Consider the following 17,924-nt stretch of genomic DNA (forward strand, 5'->3'; position numbering starts at 1 on the left):
AGAAAATCGAAATCGTCATTTATAACAAGTAAACACCAAGGAAAAACTTTAAACTTTTTAAATTAATGAGCCTGAATAGAAATATCAATAGTCTTATAGGCTATGAGAAAGGTTGCTAAAGAGTAAAATGCCTCTTTAGGACCAAATATGAAAATGGAACTTCCAAATATTAGTATATTAAATAACAGAATAATTTGCCCTATTGAAAAAGAGGAACGTTTACTAAACAGAATGGCCAACACCTCTGTCCCATCAAAACATCCGCCAAACCGAATGGTTATTCCAACTCCGAGTCCTAAACTAATACCTCCAAGGACAATCACCACGATCGGGCTATCAGTTATGACAGGAAACGGTTCTAATAAATAGGTTTCAATTGATAGGACAAGAATAGCAAATAGGCTTAGCATGAGAAATCTTCTACCCAGAAATCGATAGGCAATTAGGAAAAAAGGAGTATTTAATATCAACAAAAACAATCCTATTTCTTGACTTGTAATATGTGCAAGAAGGATGCTTATTCCAATAATCCCCCCGTCAATAATATGATTTTCTACCAAAAATAATTGCAAGGAAATAGCGACCAGAGATGCCCCCAAGAAAATAATAAAAACCCGCTGATAAAAAGGGAACCCACCTGCCCTGCTAAAATCAATATAGAATTTTATTTTTTTCCTATACATACTTGTCCCCTTTTGAATCCAAAGTACGGTCACATGTGTTCTAAAATTATATTCAATTTATAGAGAAAAATTCTTTATAGCTCAAATGAATAAAAAAAGAGCCGCTGCAACAAATTCACATTTGTTACTAGCGACTCTTTTTTAGGTCAATATTTTAATGCTGCTAAATTATTTTAACATCTTAAATACTTGCTCCACATCTTTATCGCCACGGCCTGATAAGTTAACAATCAGCACATCGTCGTTTGCCAACTCTTTTGCCAACTTAATGGCGTATGCTACAGCATGAGAACTTTCTAACGCAGGAATAATGCCTTCAGTCTTGCTTAATACTTGAAACGCCTCGAGTGCTTCTTGCCCGGTTACGGTTACATATTCGGCTCGCCCGCTGGTTTTCAAATGGCTATGCTCAGGACCGACACCAGGATAATCAAGTCCTGCAGCAATCGAATACGTTGGTTTAGGCTCGCCCTTCTCATCAAGTAACGTTAAACATCTAAAGCCATGGATCACAGCTGGGACCCCTTCAGTCATCGTCGGTGCCTCAGCTGGTTCAACTCCAATTAAGCGCACATCATTTTCGTCAATATAATGGGCAAAGGCACCAATGGCATTGCTCCCGCCTCCTGCACAGGCAATTACAGCTGTTGGAAGCCTGCCTTCTTTTTCAAGGATCTGACGTTTCGATTCTTCGCTGATAATTGCTTGGAAGTGTTTGACCATTGTTGGATAAGGATGAGGACCCACGGCCGAACCTAATAGATAGAAGGTATTTTTATAGTTTTGCACCAAGTCGCCCAAGGCTTCATCGACGGCATCCTTTAAGCGGCCCTGCCCTTTATCAACAGGTACAACTTTGGCTCCTAATAATTCCATTCGAAAGACGTTGAGCGCTTGGCGTTCCGTATCCAATTTACCCATATAAATAATACATTCCATCCCAAACATGGCACATGCGGTTGCAGTTGCCACACCGTGCTGGCCTGCTCCCGTTTCAGCAATAATTCGCTTTGCACCCATTCGTTTTGCTAAAAGAATCTGACCAATTGCATTATTAATTTTGTGTGCCCCTGTATGATTCAAATCTTCTCGTTTCAGATAAATTTTTGCCCCTTGATTTTGTTTGGTTAAATTTTCAGCGAATGTTAACGGATTCTCTCTGCCTACATATTCTTTTAGGTAATATTTGAATTCCTCAATAAATTCCGGATCATCTTTATAACGGAAAAATTGCTCCTCTAATTCGTTCATTACTAGTTGTAAATCCTCTGGTACAAAACTTCCGCCGAACTCTCCAAAATAGCCTTTATTCTCTAAACTCACTTTCTCCATGCTCTGCTCGACTCCTTCTAATATATTATTCTAGCTCAGCCACAATTTAATTATATTAACTGAATATTCCTATAATTATTTTATCATACACTGCATTTTCTGCAAACATTTAACTATATAGCAATATATAAAAAGCCTACACAGCGTGTAGACTTTATTAACTAGATTACTTAAAATATACTTTACTCATATCTCAATGAGTCAATCGGGTCAAGTTTGGAAGCTTTATTTGCTGGAAGCAGTCCAAACACAACACCAATTACCATCGAAAACAACACGCCGCCTAACACTACTTGCCAAGACACCAAGGATGGCCAGCCAGCAAAGAAACTCACTATAGTTGACGTTCCCCAGCCTAGTAATATTCCAAGGATGCCGCCAATAAAGGTTAGTGTCATAGATTCTATTAAAAATTGGGTCAATACTTGGCCTCGAGTTGCACCTAATGCCATGCGGATTCCTATTTCCCTTGTTCTTTCTGTCACCGAAACAAGCATGATATTCATAACACCAATCCCGCCAACAAATAAAGAGATACCGGCAATACTCCCGATAATTAAGGTCATGATTTTTGTAATTTGCCCTACTCCTTGAGCGATTTCCTCCATATTGATAACCTGATAAGACTTTTCCGTATTATGCAGATTATTTAAAAGCTTAGCAGCCTTTTTACCTGCAACCTGCAATTGCTCAGCAGACTCTGCTTGAAGGGTTACTTGAGTAAAATCGCTGCTTCCGTATATAGTTTTCCATGTTTGGAAAGGTAGATAAACTTCCATTGAACCAAAGGAAAAAAGGCCGGTTGGTTTTTCTAAAACCCCAATGATTTCAATTGGTTGATTGGCTACCGTAACAATATCTCCGACGGGATTTTTCCCTTTAAATAATTCCTCCTGCAATTTGTTACTGACTAACCCCACACGGCGCCCGCCCAGAAAATCAGAAGCTGAAAAATTTCTTCCCTCTGCTACTTTCAACTCATTTAAATGGATATAAGCTTGATTTATACCGGTGGTAGTCACATCGCCTGTTTCCTTTTGAAATCGAAAAGTAGACAATTTTGTGCTTGATGCAACCACACGATTAATTTCCGGAATTTGTTCAAGCGCCCTGATATCATCCTGTTTGAAGGGAGCTTGCTGAAATACATTAGGGTTTGCGCGCATTTCTTCATCAGAAGGCTGATAAAATATCTCAATAGTATTCCCTGGACCAGTAATCTGTGATTTAAGCATCGCCTCTCCGCCCTGTCCGATTGCTACCACGATTATGACAGCACCCACACCAATAATAATTCCAAGCATCGTAAGAATGCTTCGCATCTTATGGGCTTTAAGTGAGCTTAAAGCCATAAAAAGATTTTCCATAAAACTCATAGGGCCGGCCCCCTAACACCCATAGAAGGCGATTGAATCATTCCATCTCTAACCATAATCGTTCGGTTCGCGTATTCCGCCACTTCTGATTCATGGGTAACGACGATAATGGTTACACCTTCCTCATTAAGTTCCTTAAATTGTTCCATAATGTCCTTGCTTGTCTTCGAATCAAGAGCACCCGTGGGCTCATCCGCTAAAATCAACTTTGGTGTATTGACAATTGCTCGCGCAATAGCTACACGTTGCTTTTGTCCCCCAGATAGGGAATTGGGAAGATGGTTCATTCGATCCGAAAGACCTACTTTTATTAGTGCCTCTTCAGCACGGGCCTGTCGCTCTTTTTTTGAGATTCCAGCATAAATCATTGGCAGTTCGACATTTTTTAAAGCTGATAAGCGCGGCAGCAAATGGAACTGTTGAAAGACAAAGCCAATCGATTGATTTCTAACTCTCGCCAATTCTTTGTCATTATAATGAGATACATTTTCCCCGCCAAGGTAATACTCTCCCTCAGTCGGTTTATCCAAACAGCCGATAATATTCATTAAGGTTGATTTCCCAGAACCTGATGGACCCATAATGGCAGCAAATTCACCTTTACGAATCGTGAGACTGATACCGTTTAAGACATGAACGCTCTCTTTTCCAAGCAAAAACGATCTTGTGATGGATTCTAGCCGGATCATTTGATTGTCACTTCCAACCCATCCTTAATATTGTCGGGTCCATTAACGATGACTTGGTCTCCTTTTGAAACACCTTCAAGGATTTCAATTTTCTTTCCTGATGTGATGCCAGTTTTGACATTCTGCTTATTAGCCTTGCCATCCTTTACAAGATACACATATGGCTTATCTCCATCATCAAATAATGCATCGAGCGGCAGGACCATCGCTGTCTTTTTGTCCGTTTCAATCTCCATAATGACTTGGAAACCTGGTTTTAACGTTTTGGTATCACCGGAAATTTTTACTGTTACGGGATACTGTACAGCCTGGGTGCCATTTTGCAAACTAGTTTGGTTCTGCTCTGGCAAAATAGCAGTCTTGGTAATTACACCCTGCCACTCTTTTCCAGGTACTGCATCTGATCGGATAATCACTTTTTGTCCACTACTAACTTTTAGTGTGTCGTATTCAGACAAAAGTCCCGATGCAGTCATTCCTTCTAACTTACCAATATGTATAATAGGATCGTTTGCTGCTTCGATCGAAGATGATACTGGCTTTTTTGATGCTAAAACGATTCCATCCATTGTACTCTTAATCTCTAAGTCACCCTGGCGTTTGCTAATCAGGTCTTTTTGAACCTCTGTTTGTTTTAGTTCTATATTCGCTAACTCTATTTCCATCTCAAGTTGTTCAAATTCAGGGGCAAGCTGTTTTTTCGCTTCTTTTTTACCTACTCCAACCTGCTCACTCAACGTTTTTTCTTTCTCTTCTAGCTGCTCTATTTTTTTATCTATTTGGCTTATTTTTAGGTTAGCTGATTGGATCGATAATTTATTTTGCTCGATTTCAAGCTCGAGCTGTGCGTTCTGCAATTTGGCCAAGACTGTTCCTTTCTTTACTGTTTGACCTTCTTTTACTAGCAGTTCCTTGATCTCCCCTTTATCAGGAGTTGCATACACAAGTTGTTCCTCTGGAAGTTTCACGGTACCGGGAATCATCAAAAGTGAGGAGATCTCCTCTTGGCTGATTTCTGCGGTTTTAATGGAAGGTCCTTTTGCAAAAACTTGCCGGTAGACACTGACAGAAATCATAATGATGACCAAACTAATTACACCTAGCGCGATCCAAGTTTTCTTTTTCATTATAACTTCGGCGCTCCTTGCAATAGAGTTCCTATCAAACCAAAGCCAATACTAATTAGGAAGAATATAATTGCAATCGTCCATGCAAGCCCTTTAGAAAATTGTGCTGTTTTATTCAGTCCAAGTGCAGTTAATACAACTGACCAAATCCCAAATACCTCGATAGAACCTAAGACACCTGCTTTTTCTTGATTCAGCAGCCCTGCTAAACTAGTAATATATATTTCTGGGTTTCCACCGATTGCAAAGCTAATTGCCATATTTAAAATTAGACCTGCTGCACCGATTATCATGATATAAGTATTCATAGAAAATAATTGTTTAAAAGAAACCGTTGAACTAGCGATTCTTGCAATTGCTAATTGAATCGCACTGCTGATTAACACACCAAAAATAGGCGTAATGATACCTGTTACCATAACGGTTACTTTTGTAATGGTTAACACCAAATCTATCTGGTCTTTTGGCACTCCCTGTTCAATTAAAGTATCCGCATCCAAAGATAGCGCCATAAAGGCCATTCCGATCACATAGAGGAAACTAATAACAATAAGCGGTACCCATATTTTCGGGCTTTGCTTAATCCTCTCAAACTGCATACCTGGACTTGTAAACATTCCCAATAAATTCGGATTCTCATTCAAAGAATTCACTTCTTTTTGCAATTCCATGTTTAACACCCCTATTCCACTTATGTAAAATATTCCTATTAAGTATACGATAAAATGAGGCGAAAGTTTCATTTTTTTCCATGGTGCCTGACACCATGAAAAATTCTATAATTTGTCTTCTGTTCCATGTTTTTGATATAATTTTAGCTATAATAAAAGAAAAGTCTGTGTTAAAGGTCATTGTTGAATTTATAGCCAGGTTGATTGGTGTGGAAATCAACAGCCAAGTTTAAAAGACCAAAGAAAAAGGGGTACATAATGTCAAAAAGAAAATTCCAGTACGGGTTAATCCAGATCCTACTAATTTTAACTATCATCTTTGTTTCAACAAAGATTTCATTTTTATTCATGCCGATTGGGATCTTTTTCTCTACTCTTTTTTTCCCAATTCTTATTACCGGATTTCTATTTTTCTTACTAAATCCAATCGTTAATTTTCTTCAGCGTCAAAAAGTGCCAAGAATTCTTGCCATCCTCATCATTTATGTCGTGTTTATTGGCATTCTGGTATTAGCGATTGGCAGCTTGGTCCCTGCCATCACAGAGCAATTCACCGCCCTTGCGAATGCACTTCCTGATTATGCTAACAAGACCTTGCAGTATTTTGATAATCTATCACGCAGTTCTGAATTCAAATGGATCATGAAAGAGCAAAATGACCTTTTGGAAACAGGTAAACAAAAACTGATTGCCTACGCAAATACCTTACCGGATAGGGTTACCGGTGGCATTACAAATATACTCGGTGTGTTTGCTAATATTGCGGTCATTTTAGCCACCGTTCCTTTTTTATTATTTTACATGTTTAAGGATGGACATAAGTTCCCTAAGGCCCTCACTAAATTCCTCCCTGCAACATATAGAGATGCCGGGTTGATTATGTTGAAAGAGACTGGTGAAACACTTTCCTCCTATATTCAGGGACAAGTCATTGTAGCCCTGTCAGTAGGAACTCTTGCTTTTGTTGGATACTTGATTATTGATTTGCCATTTGCGCTAGTTATGGCCTTAATTGTAGCGTTTACCAACATAATTCCTTATGTCGGGCCAATTCTCGGCGGTGCCCCTGCTGTGATTGTTGCTCTTTTTGATTCACCTACCAAAGCCTTATTGGTTATCGTGATTATCGTTATTGCTCAGCAGGTTGAAGGCAATGTCTTATCTCCGCTCATCCTTGGAAAATCATTGGATACCCATCCAGCGACAATTATTATTGTTTTACTCGCTGCAGGAAATTTAGCTGGGATCTTAGGGATGGTGTTGGCAGTACCGTTCTATGCCGTAGTAAAAACGATTGTTTTAAATGTAATAAAGTTCCTAAGGGCTCGAAAAATGGCAACGATAACTGACGAACCATAAGAATTTATTAATAAAAATTAATAGAATATAAAAAACTGTTAGGAGAAAGGCCTCCTAACAGTTTTTCGATTTTCTGGCAAGGGTATCACCATCCTCGGCCTGCACCACCGCCACCGGATGAACCTCCTCCGCCCCCTCTAGAACCACCACTACCACCACTACCACCGCCTCCTCTACCTCCACCTCTGGAGATTATAGATAAGAGAAGGTAGGTGAGCGTTCCTCCAAAAAACTTAAAATCTAAAAACACAACGCCAATAATAACAATGACCATTAACCAACCAGGAATACCCAATCCTTTTTCACCGGTTGCCTTTGTCTGTTTACTTACGTCTCCTTCATTGCCATACTCAGCGAGGACTTCTTTTGTTAGAGCTTTATAGGTTTCAACAATTGCTCGATTTGGCTGTTGATTTTTTAAAAATGGAATGGCATATCCATCAAGAATTCGACCTGCTTTTCCATCCGGAATTCTGCCTTCCAATCCATAGCCTACTTCGATCCTTACTTTGCGTTCTTGCATAGACAAGACGAGCAATACACCGTTGTTTTCCTGTTTATTTCCGATTCCATATTGCCGAAAAGCTTCATTTGCAAACTCTTCTATCGTTTGGTCTCCTATTGTTTCTACTGTCAAAACTGCAATTTGTGCCGTTGTTTGGTCTTCAATGTTCCTGCCTAAATTAATTAATTCTGCTCTTTCTGTTTCGTTTAATACATTGGCAAAATCCTGTACGTAAATGTCTCCAACAGGTGCCGGAATTTGGACATCCTCAGCTTGTGCATTTACAGCACAGAGAAAAAAAGTGATAAACACCAACAAAAGGCTGAAGATCCGTTTTGTTTTCATTATTGATCGTCCCCAAAGTCAACTTTTGGAGCCTCTTTGGCACTAGGGTCCGCTTTAAAATATTCTTTTTCATCAAACCCAGTTATACCTGCAATAATTGCCCCAGGAAATCTTTTTACTTTTTTATTGTACACCGCCACTTGATCATTATAATCTTTACGTGCGACAGCTATTCTGTTTTCTGTTCCTGCAAGTTCATCCATTAATTGGGTAAACTGCTGATTTGCTTTAAGATCGGGATAATTTTCTACGACTACAAGTAGACGGCTTAACGCACCTGAAAGTTCTGCGTTTGCTGTGGCTTGTGCCTGCGGCGTATTCGCACCGGCTAGTCTTGCACGTGCATCTGAGATTGATGCAATCACTTCTTTTTCATGCGAAGCAAAACCCTTCACTGTATTTACTAAGTTCGGAATTAAATCCAGCCTTCTTTGCAGTTGGTTTTCAATTTGAGAATAGGACTGGTCCACATTTTCCTCTAAATTGACAAAAGAGTTATAGCTGGAAATTAACATTGCACCAAAAATAACAATCACTGCTACAATTATTCCAATCACCATATAACCTTTTTTCAAAATCATCACGTCCCTTCCCTTATAGTATATTTCAATTTCAAAAATTTTTCCTTTTCCAACAGTTATCATTTATAAAAAGCACCAAAATTACATTCATATTTTAGCCTTTTCACAAAATAGAGCCTAATCCATATAGGCTTAGGCTCATCTGTATTTAATTATTCATATTTCGATGGATCAACAAAAGCGATATAAACCTTATAAATCACCATGCAGATTGCCGTCGTCAAAAATCCCCAACCAAGCGTGATTTGCTCGATTACAAGGTAGTTATTACATAATTGCACTGGCGAGTCAATGTACAACCAGCCCATTCCAAAAAACAAGATGGCAAAAAAGTAAAAAGTAATGTCCTTCCCAATTGGGCGAAGTTTTTTCCAGCTATCCCTTAGTGGTATACCAGCTAGTAATGGTAAACTGACAAATTTAAATAGTTCCATGCTTTGTTCATTCAATGCTTCATCCATTGAACGAGGCAGCGTCCAGTAAACAACTATGATAACAAACAACAAAATTCCTGGTACACCATTACCATTCCATTTTTCAAAAAAGTGAGGGAATCGCAGTTGAAAAAATCGTGCAATTAGAAATCCTGTAAAAATTAACAAAGGCATTTGCATATGCATGTGAATAACCATGACTGATTCCATTAAATTTGCAACAGGAGAAAGTATTAAGGCAAGAAGTAACAATAAGCCATAGATTGATTGCTTCAAGATTACTCCCCCGCTTCCTTCTTAAGAATACCTACTAGCTTATTAGCAGCTTCAGCAATCTTTTTATAGTCTAAGACATCAAGCAGACTGCCATTTTTATCCACTAAATAAAAAGCTGAATTATGTGCAAAACTTCCATTTCCGTCAGGAATAACAATAACACCAAATTCTTTTAACAACGAATCCAATTCAGCTTGATTTGGTATTCTTGCCATCCTCCATGTTTCTCCATCACTATTAAAATAGCCTCGGTATTTTTCTAATGTACCTGGATCATCCCTGACAGGATCAAAACTTATGCTTAAAAATTCAATATCTTTGCCCATATATTTGCTTGGTATCTTATCGTAAACCTTAGACATGTTCATTTCTAATTGCGGGCAAACTGTTGTACAAGACGTATAAAGAAAGGTAATAAATACATACTTGCCCTTAAACTCAGAAATAGAATAATTCCGCCCCTTACTATCCTCAAAGTTTACTTCTGGGAATTTGGGCTTATCGCCAATTAGTTTATTGACCCGTGCCGTTTCTGACGTAAATGCTCGGAATCCATCGGTTCCTATATAGAACAACGCACACCCAAATAAGATAACAAGCAAACACGCAAATGTATTATGCCGAGTTTTGATCACGAAGATCACTTCCCAAATTATTGATTTTGCAATTATATATGACTAAATTAAGAATAAAGAGATAGCCCAAACCAACGAGCTATCTCTTTTTTAATTAATAATATATTACCAAGTTTTGAATGGTGGTGATCCCGGAGGTGCATTAACGATAAATTCAGTTAATGGGATGACATAGGCCATTGCAACAACTAATAGCATTATCACAATCCAAAGGCCCCAACGCTCTGTCCAATATGGAGTTTTAGTTGCATTATCTTCTTCCTCAGCAATAGGAAATTCTGTTTCTCCCTTTGGTGCAAAAAACATCATATTCATTACTGCATACACTTGAAGAATAACACCGATAATTAATAAGGTGCCGCCAACAGCTAAGCACATTAAATATGGGCTCCAGCTTAATGCTGTTGCATTGTCTCCATAAGTTGTAAAAGAAGTTCTACGCGGGGAACCAAGTAATCCAACCCAATGCATAGCACCTGACATAAAGATCATTCCTATTGTCCAAATCCAAGTTTGGATCACACCTAATTTATTTATTTGCGGTGTTAATACACGTTTTGAAATATATGGAACTAACCAATAACTAATGCCAAAGAACGTCATCACTACAGACATGCCAAGCGTTAAGTGAAAATGTCCAACAATCCACATCGTATTATGAACGACCTGATCCAATTGGTTAGTGCTTTGAGCAATTCCACCAGCACCAGCAGGTATAAAGGCAATCATCGCAATCATTGGAGCTAGGAAACGAACATCGCCCCATGGCATTTTTTTATACCATCCGATTAAGCCTTTTCCACCTTGTTTTCTTGCTGTACGTTCAAAAACGGCAAACATGGCGAATGCTGTCATTAAGGACGGGAATCCAATCGCCAAACTCATAAATACGTGCATAAATTTAACGGCTGGATCAATTCCTGGGTCAACAATTTGGTGATGGAATCCACCTGTAATATTCATAACTACTAAGCCAATAATAACAACACGGGTTAACGTATCACTCCAGCGTTTTCCACCAATAATTTTAGGTACAATGACATACCATGCGGAAACAGCAGTTAAATACCAAATATTAACTAACGTATGTCCAAAGGCCCAAAATAGTGTACGTGCCACCATAACATTGATTGTTTCGACCCAGCCAAATGACCAAGGAATAATCATAACGATTACTTCTATCGCTACAGGTATGGAACCGAAAAATAATAGGACAAATACTCCAGTAGCAAAATAAGCAAGGATTGGTACATGCTGTCCTTTGTTATTCTTTCTCCAATTCGCAACTTGGATAAAGGCACCGAAAGCACACATCCAAACACCAACCACAATTAATGCTAAACCAATATAAAACATTGGTGCAGCTGCCATTGGCGGATAGAAAGTATACATTACAGATGCATCACCCATAATGATTGGAATTACTGCTAAAACAAACCCGACAATCTTCAATCCAAAGCCAATCCATGCGATCTTTCTTACTTTAGGAAGAATCCCCCCTAAAGTATGTGAAAGACTGGCATAAAAATAACCAATCGTAAAGAAAGCAGTTAATACAACAACTAATATTAAACCATGTGCTGTTAGAACTTGATAATAGTTTATCCATGATGATAATTCCAGAATTTCGGCACGGTTCAGTCCCTGCACAAGGCCAAGAATTCCGCCAAGAAGTAATGCTATAAATGCTACAAATATATATGATTTCGTTAATAGGGCATCTTCCTTGCTGATTCCCATCACTCTACCTGCTTTATCTTTAAATGTCTGTGATTTTGCTGTTTGCATTTTGCTTCCCCCCTTTATTTAACCGTAATTGTTGTACTCATCATTTGGTGACCGGCACCGCAATATTCATTACATAACACTAAATACGTTCCCGCTTTATTAAATTTTTGAGTGATTTTTTGAATATGTCCTGGCATGACCATTGCATTTAGGTTCGTACCTGCAACTTCAAATCCATGGACAACATCTTTTGAGGTTAATGTAAAATGCACTGTCGATCCAGCAGGGACTTTGATATTACCTGGATTAAAACTGAAAGCTTGTAATGTCATAACTACTTCATATTCATTTTCGCCAACCTTGGTAATACCCGGTTTATCGAATGGCGCTGTTTGGTCTACCTTTTGTGGATCAATTAGTTCATTATTACTCGGTGGTCCCATTTCCAAGGCAAATGCTTGATAGCCAGTAATAAGCATGAATATCATGATCATACCGAAACTCAAGGTAAGCCATATTTTTTCATCAAGATGCATTTTCATATCTGTCATCCCCTCCTATACTCTAGCCATATAAAGGCCATATATTATTAAATACGTAGCGAGAATTACGACCCCAACCAATCCTACAGAAATCCATGTTCCTTTTAATGGAGCCTCGTGCCCTTCGCCATGCTTTTTTTTGTTGTTAACTTTTGTGTCCCCCACTGAAAATCAACCCCCTTATATTTCATACCTTAATAATAGATGGGAATGATTATCATCGAAGTGAACTGTATCACATTTGCTCAGCTTTTTTCGTGAACACCCAAAAGGAACTGCCTTTTTTCAAACACAAAAAAGCTGCTCCATTAGTTTGCAAATAACTTGCATACTTTCGGAACAGCTTTCACTTATCTATAGTTTGAGTTTCATTTGATCTCGACTAACTAAATACCGGCAATGTAACAATTACCATCAAGAGAAACAATATTGTTATATAATTAACGGAATATAGAAAATTCACATGTGCCCATTTTAAATCATCTTTAGTAAAAAATCCGCTGATACTCACAACCAACCATCCAACGTTAAGCAACGTAGCAACCACTATAAAAGTATTTCCAAGCATCGTTAAAAAAAATGGTAATGGAAATAAGCAAGCAATATAGATCACCATTTGCCGTTTAGTCACAGCCAATCCGCGAACAACGGGAAGCATGGCTACTCCAGCTGCTTTATATTCTTTATATTTCTTTACGGCAATCGCAAAGGTATGCGGCATTTGAAAAATAAACAAGATAAGAAACAAGATCAATGGGACTCTTTGAAAACCAGGTGCGATTGCTGTCCATCCTATTAAAGGTGTAACGGCACCAGAAACACTTCCAATTACTGTATTGATTGTATACCGCCGTTTTGACCACATGGTATATAAAATAACATAGGTAAACCATCCGACAAAGGAGTATATCGCCGCTTCAACGGTCGTAAAGAGTAAAAGGATTTGACCTAATATACTTAGAGCAATACCTATTGTTAAAACTGCGTTCAAAGAAATATTCCCCGTTACTGTTGGACGACCCTTTGTTCGATCCATTACAGTGTCAATATCAACATCGTACCAGTTATTGAGCACGAGTGCCCCAGCCATTACCATTGTACTTCCGAAAATTGTTAAGAAAAATAAATCCAGGTGGGCTGTAAATGAAGCATTGGTAAAATGTAAGGCTAACCAGAATCCTGCAAAGACAGGCAAAACATTAGCGATTAATACATTTGCTTTAAAAAGTAACTTTAGATCATTCATTATGTTTGATGTATTTCGTTGATTCAATATCGTAACTTTTCCATCCTTCTGTAGAGAAGGTATCTCATTATTGGTCATCTAATATCCTCTCCTAAGAAGTCTTCCAAACAAACCAAAGTTAATTCTATCATACTACATTTCGATTATCTCACAAAATCCGGTGTCAGGCACCTAGAAATGGCTGTTGGATATTTCCATTTGGAACTTCTAGTATTATTCTTTTGTCCTTTTTAAAAAAATCCATACCCTATGTTTTAATCGTAGATTAATAAAACAGGCGTGGAGAATCCTTTGTTTAAGAAGATTCTTCACGCCTGTTTATTTAGTGAACTTCGGTTAAAACATCTTGATTAATTAATGAAAGCGGCTGTTTACCCTGCAATCCAAGGACTAGATTTTCCGCTGCAACTTTGGCCATTTTCAATCGAGTTTCGTAGGTAGCTGACCCAATATGCGGCAGGGTGACTACATTATCCATTGATAAAAGTGGGTGATCTGGACTTACTGGTTCCTGTGCGAAGACATCTAACCCTGCAGCTAAGATATCCCCATTTTGAAGGGCCTGAACCAAGGCATCTTCATCCACAGTTGCTCCACGCGAACCATTAACAAAAATGGCGGATTTCTTCATTAGTTTAAATTCCTTTTCTCCAATTAGCTTAACTGTCTTTGGTGTTAGTGGTGTCATTAAGCAAATGAAGTCTGCGTGCTGACAAATTTCTTCAAGGGAACAGTAGGTTGCTTGATAAGTTTGTTCGGCTTCTAAATTTCGTGAGCGATTGTGATACAAAATGGGCATATCAAAGCCAAAATGTGCACGTTTGGCAATGGCTGAGCCAATCTCTCCCATTCCGATAATTCCCAATGTCTTATGATGCACATCCACTCCATACAGATTCTCACCCACTTGCGATGTCCACTTCCCTGACTTTACAATCTGATTTAATTCCGGCATTCTTCTAGCGGTTGCTAGTAATAAACCAAAAATGGTATCGGCAACACTATCATTTAAAACCTCTGGAGTATTAGTAGCCATAATTTTTCGCTTAGTTATTTCAGGAATATCTAAATTATCGTAGCCAACTGAGATATTGCTGACAATTTTTAGTTGAGGCGCAAGCTCCAAAAACTTTTCATCCACTTTTAGTCCAGAGCCCAGAATCCCTTCAGCATCCTTTAATTCTTTATAAAAGCTAGGAAGTGACTCCGAATCTAATTTTTCAAAATAAATAACTTCACAAGTTTCACGTACATATTCTATAACAGTAGAATCGACTTTTTTATAGACAATAACTTTTGGTTTCAACTAAGATTCCTCACATTCAGAATTAGATTCTCTATCATTCAGCGATTAACATTACTACATAATCAATATACACGTAATTGCATGAATAATAAAAAAATTTGAATGTAACAGCAAGATAAAAAAATATTTTTTTTACTTTTATGATAATAATAGAATATAGCAAAAGGAAGGGGTAGGAAAAATTGTCCAACACACTTGGAGAAGAAATTAACGAAGTTAATGAATATATTGTCATTCCATTGCCTGAAGCGTTTGATATGAAAGCAAACTTTGGATATCTGCAGCGGAATAAAAATGAATGTATGTATGAAATTGAAAATGATAACATTACAAGAGTCATCGCGATTGGCGAAATTCAAACACTTGTACAAATAAAAGTAAACGAGAAAAACCAAATGGTTGTTCACTTTTTAAAAGGTAAACCGCGCGATCCTAATAAGGTAGTCCATTATATTCGAGAATGGTTTGACCTCGATAACGATTTAACTCCTTTTTATGAAATTGCCAAAGCTGATCCCTTACTTAAAATGCCCGTAAAAGACTTTTATGGATTACGCCTTATCGGCATTCCCGATTTGTTTGAAGCTCTTTGCTGGGGGGTCTTAGGCCAGCAAATTAACTTAGGATTCGCTTACACATTAAAGAGACAATTCGTTGAAAAATTTGGTGAGTCCATTGAATGGGACGGCAAAAATTATTGGATATTTCCGTCCTATGAACGAATTGCACAACTCACACCAAAGGATCTCGCAGATATTAAAATGACCGTCAAAAAGAGTGAATATATTATTGGAATTGCCAAATTAATGGCGAGCGGCGAATTATCCAAAGAAAAATTAATGGAAGCCGGTCATTTTAAAGAGGTCGAAAAAAGCTTAATTAAAATACGCGGGATTGGCCCATGGACTGCCAATTATGTGCTGATGCGCTGCCTTCGTTTTCCGACTGCCTTCCCGATCGATGATGTCGGTCTAATTAATGCGATAAAAACGCTATTAAATATGGATAGAAAGCCGACCAAAGAAGAAATCCTTGCATTATCAATCCCCTGGGCAAATTGGGAATCCTATGCAACCTTCTATTTATGGCGAGTTCTCTACTAGTCAAAAAGCACTAGCTAGGTTTAGCTTGTGCTTTTTGGCAGGTGCCATAACTATTCTATTTTAATTCACCCTATAGAATTTATACCCTTCCTCTAAACCTTCTATTTTGATGACATCTCATCAAAAGAACATTCCTTTAGTGGAACGACCTTCGATTTATGAACGAGTTTATACCCGAGCCATAATGCCAAAAAGATCGGTAAACCAATATACGACACTGCTACTCCATACCAATCAATCTCACTTGCTAAAAAAGCTTGATAATTTTGGCCGAAAATGACAAAGACACACATTGCAAAAGCGAGAATCGGACCAAGCGGGAACCATTTCGCTTTAAATTTCAAATCATTCATGTCCCTGCCCTGGGCCAAATATGCTTTTCTAAAACGATAATGGCTGACTGCAATTCCTAGCCATGCAATAAATCCGGTTAAGCCTGACGCATTTAATAACCATGTATACACTTGATCTCCAAAAATGGACATTAAAAAGGCAAAGCCTCCGATAATCGTCGTCATGACAAGGGCATTCATCGGAATTCCGCGATCATTTACATTTTGTAAAAATTTAGGAGCCTGGCCGTCTTTTGCCATGGACCAAAGCATGCGTGTCGATGCATATAAACCGGAACTCCCTGCCGATAAAACCGATGTCAAAATGACCGCATTCATCACAGATGCTGCAAATGCAATGCCCACTTTCTTAAATACAAGGGTAAAAGGGCTGACAGCGATGCTATCGACATCCCTGCCTAACAGGTTTGGACTTGTATAAGGAATGATTAGGCCAATGACAGCAATAGCAACGATATAGAATAGAAGAATACGCCAAAATACTTGTCGAATCGCCTTTGGAACGTTTTTCTCCGGCTCTTCACTTTCTCCTGCAGCAATCCCCACGAGTTCCGTACCTTGAAAGGAAAAACCTGCAATGAAAAAAATACTTAAAATGGACAAAAGGCCGCCATGAACAGGAGCATCTCCTATAGTAAAGTTTTTAAACCCGATAAACTGTCCGCCAAGAATACCGAAAATGGTAAGCAAACCGACTCCAATGAAAACGATGATTGTCACTACTTTTATTAAAGAGAACCAGTACTCGGATTCTCCGTAACTTTTAACCGACAAGGCATTCAATAAAAAGATTAGGCCTAAAAACAGTGAACTCCAGACGATGCTCGGTACATCCGGAAACCAGAACTTCATAATAATTGCTGATGCAGCTATTTCAACCGCCAGTGTAATAGCCCAGTTGAACCAATAATTCCAACCAAGCGCAAAACCAAATGCCGGATCGACAAAGCGACTGCCATATGTTGAAAATGATCCCGAAACCGGCATTAAGGTAGCCATTTCTCCGAGACTTGTCATTAAAAAGTAGACCATGATGCCGATAGCCCCATAAGCTATTAACGCTCCACCAGGTCCAGCTGTTTGAATGGACGCCCCTGTCGCTAGAAATAACCCTGTCCCGATTGACCCTCCAATAGCAATCATCGTCATGTGACGTGCCTTTAGATTGCGTTTAATATGCTCTTTACTTTCCTTATTATTCTGATGTTTCTGATTATTTTGGTCATTATTATAGTTGTTGATTGCTTCCATTCTTGTCCTCCTTAATTTTTCATCTATTAGCATCTATCTAACTTTTTAGAAAACATATGCCATCTCCCACTTAATATTGAAAAATGAGAGATGGCTTCGCTAATTATTTCGAAAAATCAAAGTAGTTTCGCTTCAATAAGCGTGGAGCGGCCATAAGTGTTTCATACGTCATACTTTTTTCAAGCTTTGAGCAATCAATTAAAAATAGATGATCCTCAATTTCTTTCACCGTGTTATCTGTTTGATAGGTCATACCGCATTCCAAGCAATGAATGGATGGTGTATCCTTAATTTCGATCGCATTTGTTCCATCTGGAAGTTCCCAATACACTTTGTTTCTCGTTTCACGTGCTTTGTCAGATTCGCACCATTGACAAATCAA

At 38.4% G+C, this 17,924-nt stretch carries 19 protein-coding genes; 2 read left to right on the top strand and 17 right to left on the bottom strand.

The window, feature by feature from the left end; translation table 11 throughout:
• Positions 1–62: 62 nt before the first annotated feature.
• The 6 genes from COE25_RS14875 to yknW all read right to left on the bottom strand — a co-directional run bounded on the left by COE25_RS14875 (position 63) and on the right by yknW (position 5,878).
• Entirely contained in the window at positions 63–683 is a 621-nt protein-coding gene (locus COE25_RS14875) for a YitT family protein (RefSeq protein ID WP_098933145.1), read from the bottom strand.
• A 168-nt stretch (positions 684–851) separates the two neighbouring features.
• Entirely contained in the window at positions 852–2,015 is a 1,164-nt protein-coding gene (gene trpB / locus COE25_RS14880) for a tryptophan synthase subunit beta (protein WP_098933146.1), read from the bottom strand.
• A gap of 182 nt (positions 2,016–2,197) precedes the next feature.
• Positions 2,198–3,391 carry an ABC transporter permease gene (locus tag COE25_RS14885; protein ID WP_088086140.1) on the bottom strand — a complete coding sequence of 398 codons (1,194 nt, stop codon included), beginning with the start codon at positions 3,389–3,391 and terminating at the stop codon, positions 2,198–2,200.
• Positions 3,388–4,080: an ABC transporter ATP-binding protein gene (locus tag COE25_RS14890; protein ID WP_088086139.1), complete on the bottom strand. Its 693-nt coding sequence runs from the start codon at positions 4,078–4,080 to the stop codon at positions 3,388–3,390. The genes COE25_RS14885 and COE25_RS14890 overlap by 4 nt, the downstream gene beginning before the upstream one ends.
• Positions 4,077–5,207 (bottom strand): efflux RND transporter periplasmic adaptor subunit, encoded by a 1,131-nt coding sequence (locus COE25_RS14895; protein ID WP_098933147.1) that lies wholly within the window; start codon positions 5,205–5,207, stop codon positions 4,077–4,079. The genes COE25_RS14890 and COE25_RS14895 overlap by 4 nt, the downstream gene beginning before the upstream one ends.
• Positions 5,207–5,878, bottom strand: coding sequence for a YknW family membrane protein (gene yknW, locus COE25_RS14900; RefSeq protein WP_180247504.1), 672 nt, complete (start codon positions 5,876–5,878; stop codon positions 5,207–5,209). Before yknW ends, COE25_RS14895 begins: the two co-directional genes overlap by 1 nt.
• A gap of 258 nt (positions 5,879–6,136) precedes the next feature.
• Here yknW and COE25_RS14905 point away from each other — a divergent pair, with 258 nt between their 5' ends.
• Positions 6,137–7,237 carry an AI-2E family transporter gene (locus tag COE25_RS14905; RefSeq protein WP_098933148.1) on the top strand — a complete coding sequence of 367 codons (1,101 nt, stop codon included), beginning with the start codon at positions 6,137–6,139 and terminating at the stop codon, positions 7,235–7,237.
• Positions 7,238–7,322: 85 nt separating this feature from the next.
• On the opposite strand, the gene COE25_RS14910 is transcribed toward COE25_RS14905, so the two are convergent.
• The 9 genes from COE25_RS14910 to COE25_RS14945 form a co-directional block, all read right to left on the bottom strand.
• Entirely contained in the window at positions 7,323–8,087 is a 765-nt protein-coding gene (locus tag COE25_RS14910) for a TPM domain-containing protein (RefSeq protein WP_098933149.1), read from the bottom strand.
• Positions 8,087–8,647 (bottom strand): LemA family protein, encoded by a 561-nt coding sequence (locus tag COE25_RS14915; RefSeq protein WP_373605355.1) that lies wholly within the window; start codon positions 8,645–8,647, stop codon positions 8,087–8,089. Before COE25_RS14915 ends, COE25_RS14910 begins: the two co-directional genes overlap by 1 nt.
• A 173-nt stretch (positions 8,648–8,820) precedes the next feature.
• Positions 8,821–9,378, bottom strand: a complete 558-nt coding sequence (locus tag COE25_RS14920) for a hypothetical protein (protein WP_179195742.1) — start codon at positions 9,376–9,378, stop codon at positions 8,821–8,823.
• A gap of 2 nt (positions 9,379–9,380) precedes the next feature.
• Positions 9,381–10,013: an SCO family protein gene (locus COE25_RS14925; protein ID WP_088086134.1), complete on the bottom strand. Its 633-nt coding sequence runs from the start codon at positions 10,011–10,013 to the stop codon at positions 9,381–9,383.
• Positions 10,014–10,118: 105 nt separating this feature from the next.
• On the bottom strand, positions 10,119–11,801 hold the full coding sequence (locus tag COE25_RS14930; RefSeq protein WP_098933150.1) for a cbb3-type cytochrome c oxidase subunit I: 1,683 nt from the start codon (positions 11,799–11,801) through the stop codon (positions 10,119–10,121).
• Between the two features lie 14 nt (positions 11,802–11,815).
• Complete coding sequence (locus COE25_RS14935) at positions 11,816–12,283, bottom strand: cytochrome c oxidase subunit II (protein WP_098933151.1); 468 nt, start codon at positions 12,281–12,283, stop codon at positions 11,816–11,818.
• Between the two features lie 15 nt (positions 12,284–12,298).
• Positions 12,299–12,448, bottom strand: coding sequence for a cytochrome C oxidase subunit II (locus COE25_RS30230; RefSeq protein ID WP_142354476.1), 150 nt, complete (start codon positions 12,446–12,448; stop codon positions 12,299–12,301).
• A gap of 217 nt (positions 12,449–12,665) precedes the next feature.
• The gene (cyoE, locus tag COE25_RS14940; protein WP_088086131.1) at positions 12,666–13,607 is read right to left on the bottom strand and encodes a heme o synthase; all 942 of its coding nucleotides are present in this window, start codon (positions 13,605–13,607) and stop codon (positions 12,666–12,668) included.
• A gap of 244 nt (positions 13,608–13,851) precedes the next feature.
• On the bottom strand, positions 13,852–14,835 hold the full coding sequence (locus COE25_RS14945) for a 2-hydroxyacid dehydrogenase (protein WP_098933152.1): 984 nt from the start codon (positions 14,833–14,835) through the stop codon (positions 13,852–13,854).
• Positions 14,836–15,041: 206 nt separating this feature from the next.
• On the opposite strand from COE25_RS14945, the gene COE25_RS14950 reads away from it, so the two are divergent.
• Positions 15,042–15,938, top strand: coding sequence for a DNA glycosylase (locus COE25_RS14950; RefSeq protein WP_373408525.1), 897 nt, complete (start codon positions 15,042–15,044; stop codon positions 15,936–15,938).
• Between the two features lie 101 nt (positions 15,939–16,039).
• On the opposite strand, the gene COE25_RS14955 is transcribed toward COE25_RS14950, so the two are convergent.
• Together COE25_RS14955 and COE25_RS14960 are read right to left on the bottom strand one after the other, a co-directional pair.
• Positions 16,040–17,542 (bottom strand): amino acid permease, encoded by a 1,503-nt coding sequence (locus COE25_RS14955; protein ID WP_098933153.1) that lies wholly within the window; start codon positions 17,540–17,542, stop codon positions 16,040–16,042.
• A 103-nt stretch (positions 17,543–17,645) separates the two neighbouring features.
• Positions 17,646–17,924, bottom strand: coding sequence for a YokU family protein (locus COE25_RS14960; RefSeq protein WP_098933154.1), 279 nt, complete (start codon positions 17,922–17,924; stop codon positions 17,646–17,648).

The sequence above is a fragment of the Bacillus sp. AFS031507 genome, from assembly GCF_002584635.1.
Lineage (GTDB): Bacteria > Bacillota > Bacilli > Bacillales > Cytobacillaceae > Neobacillus.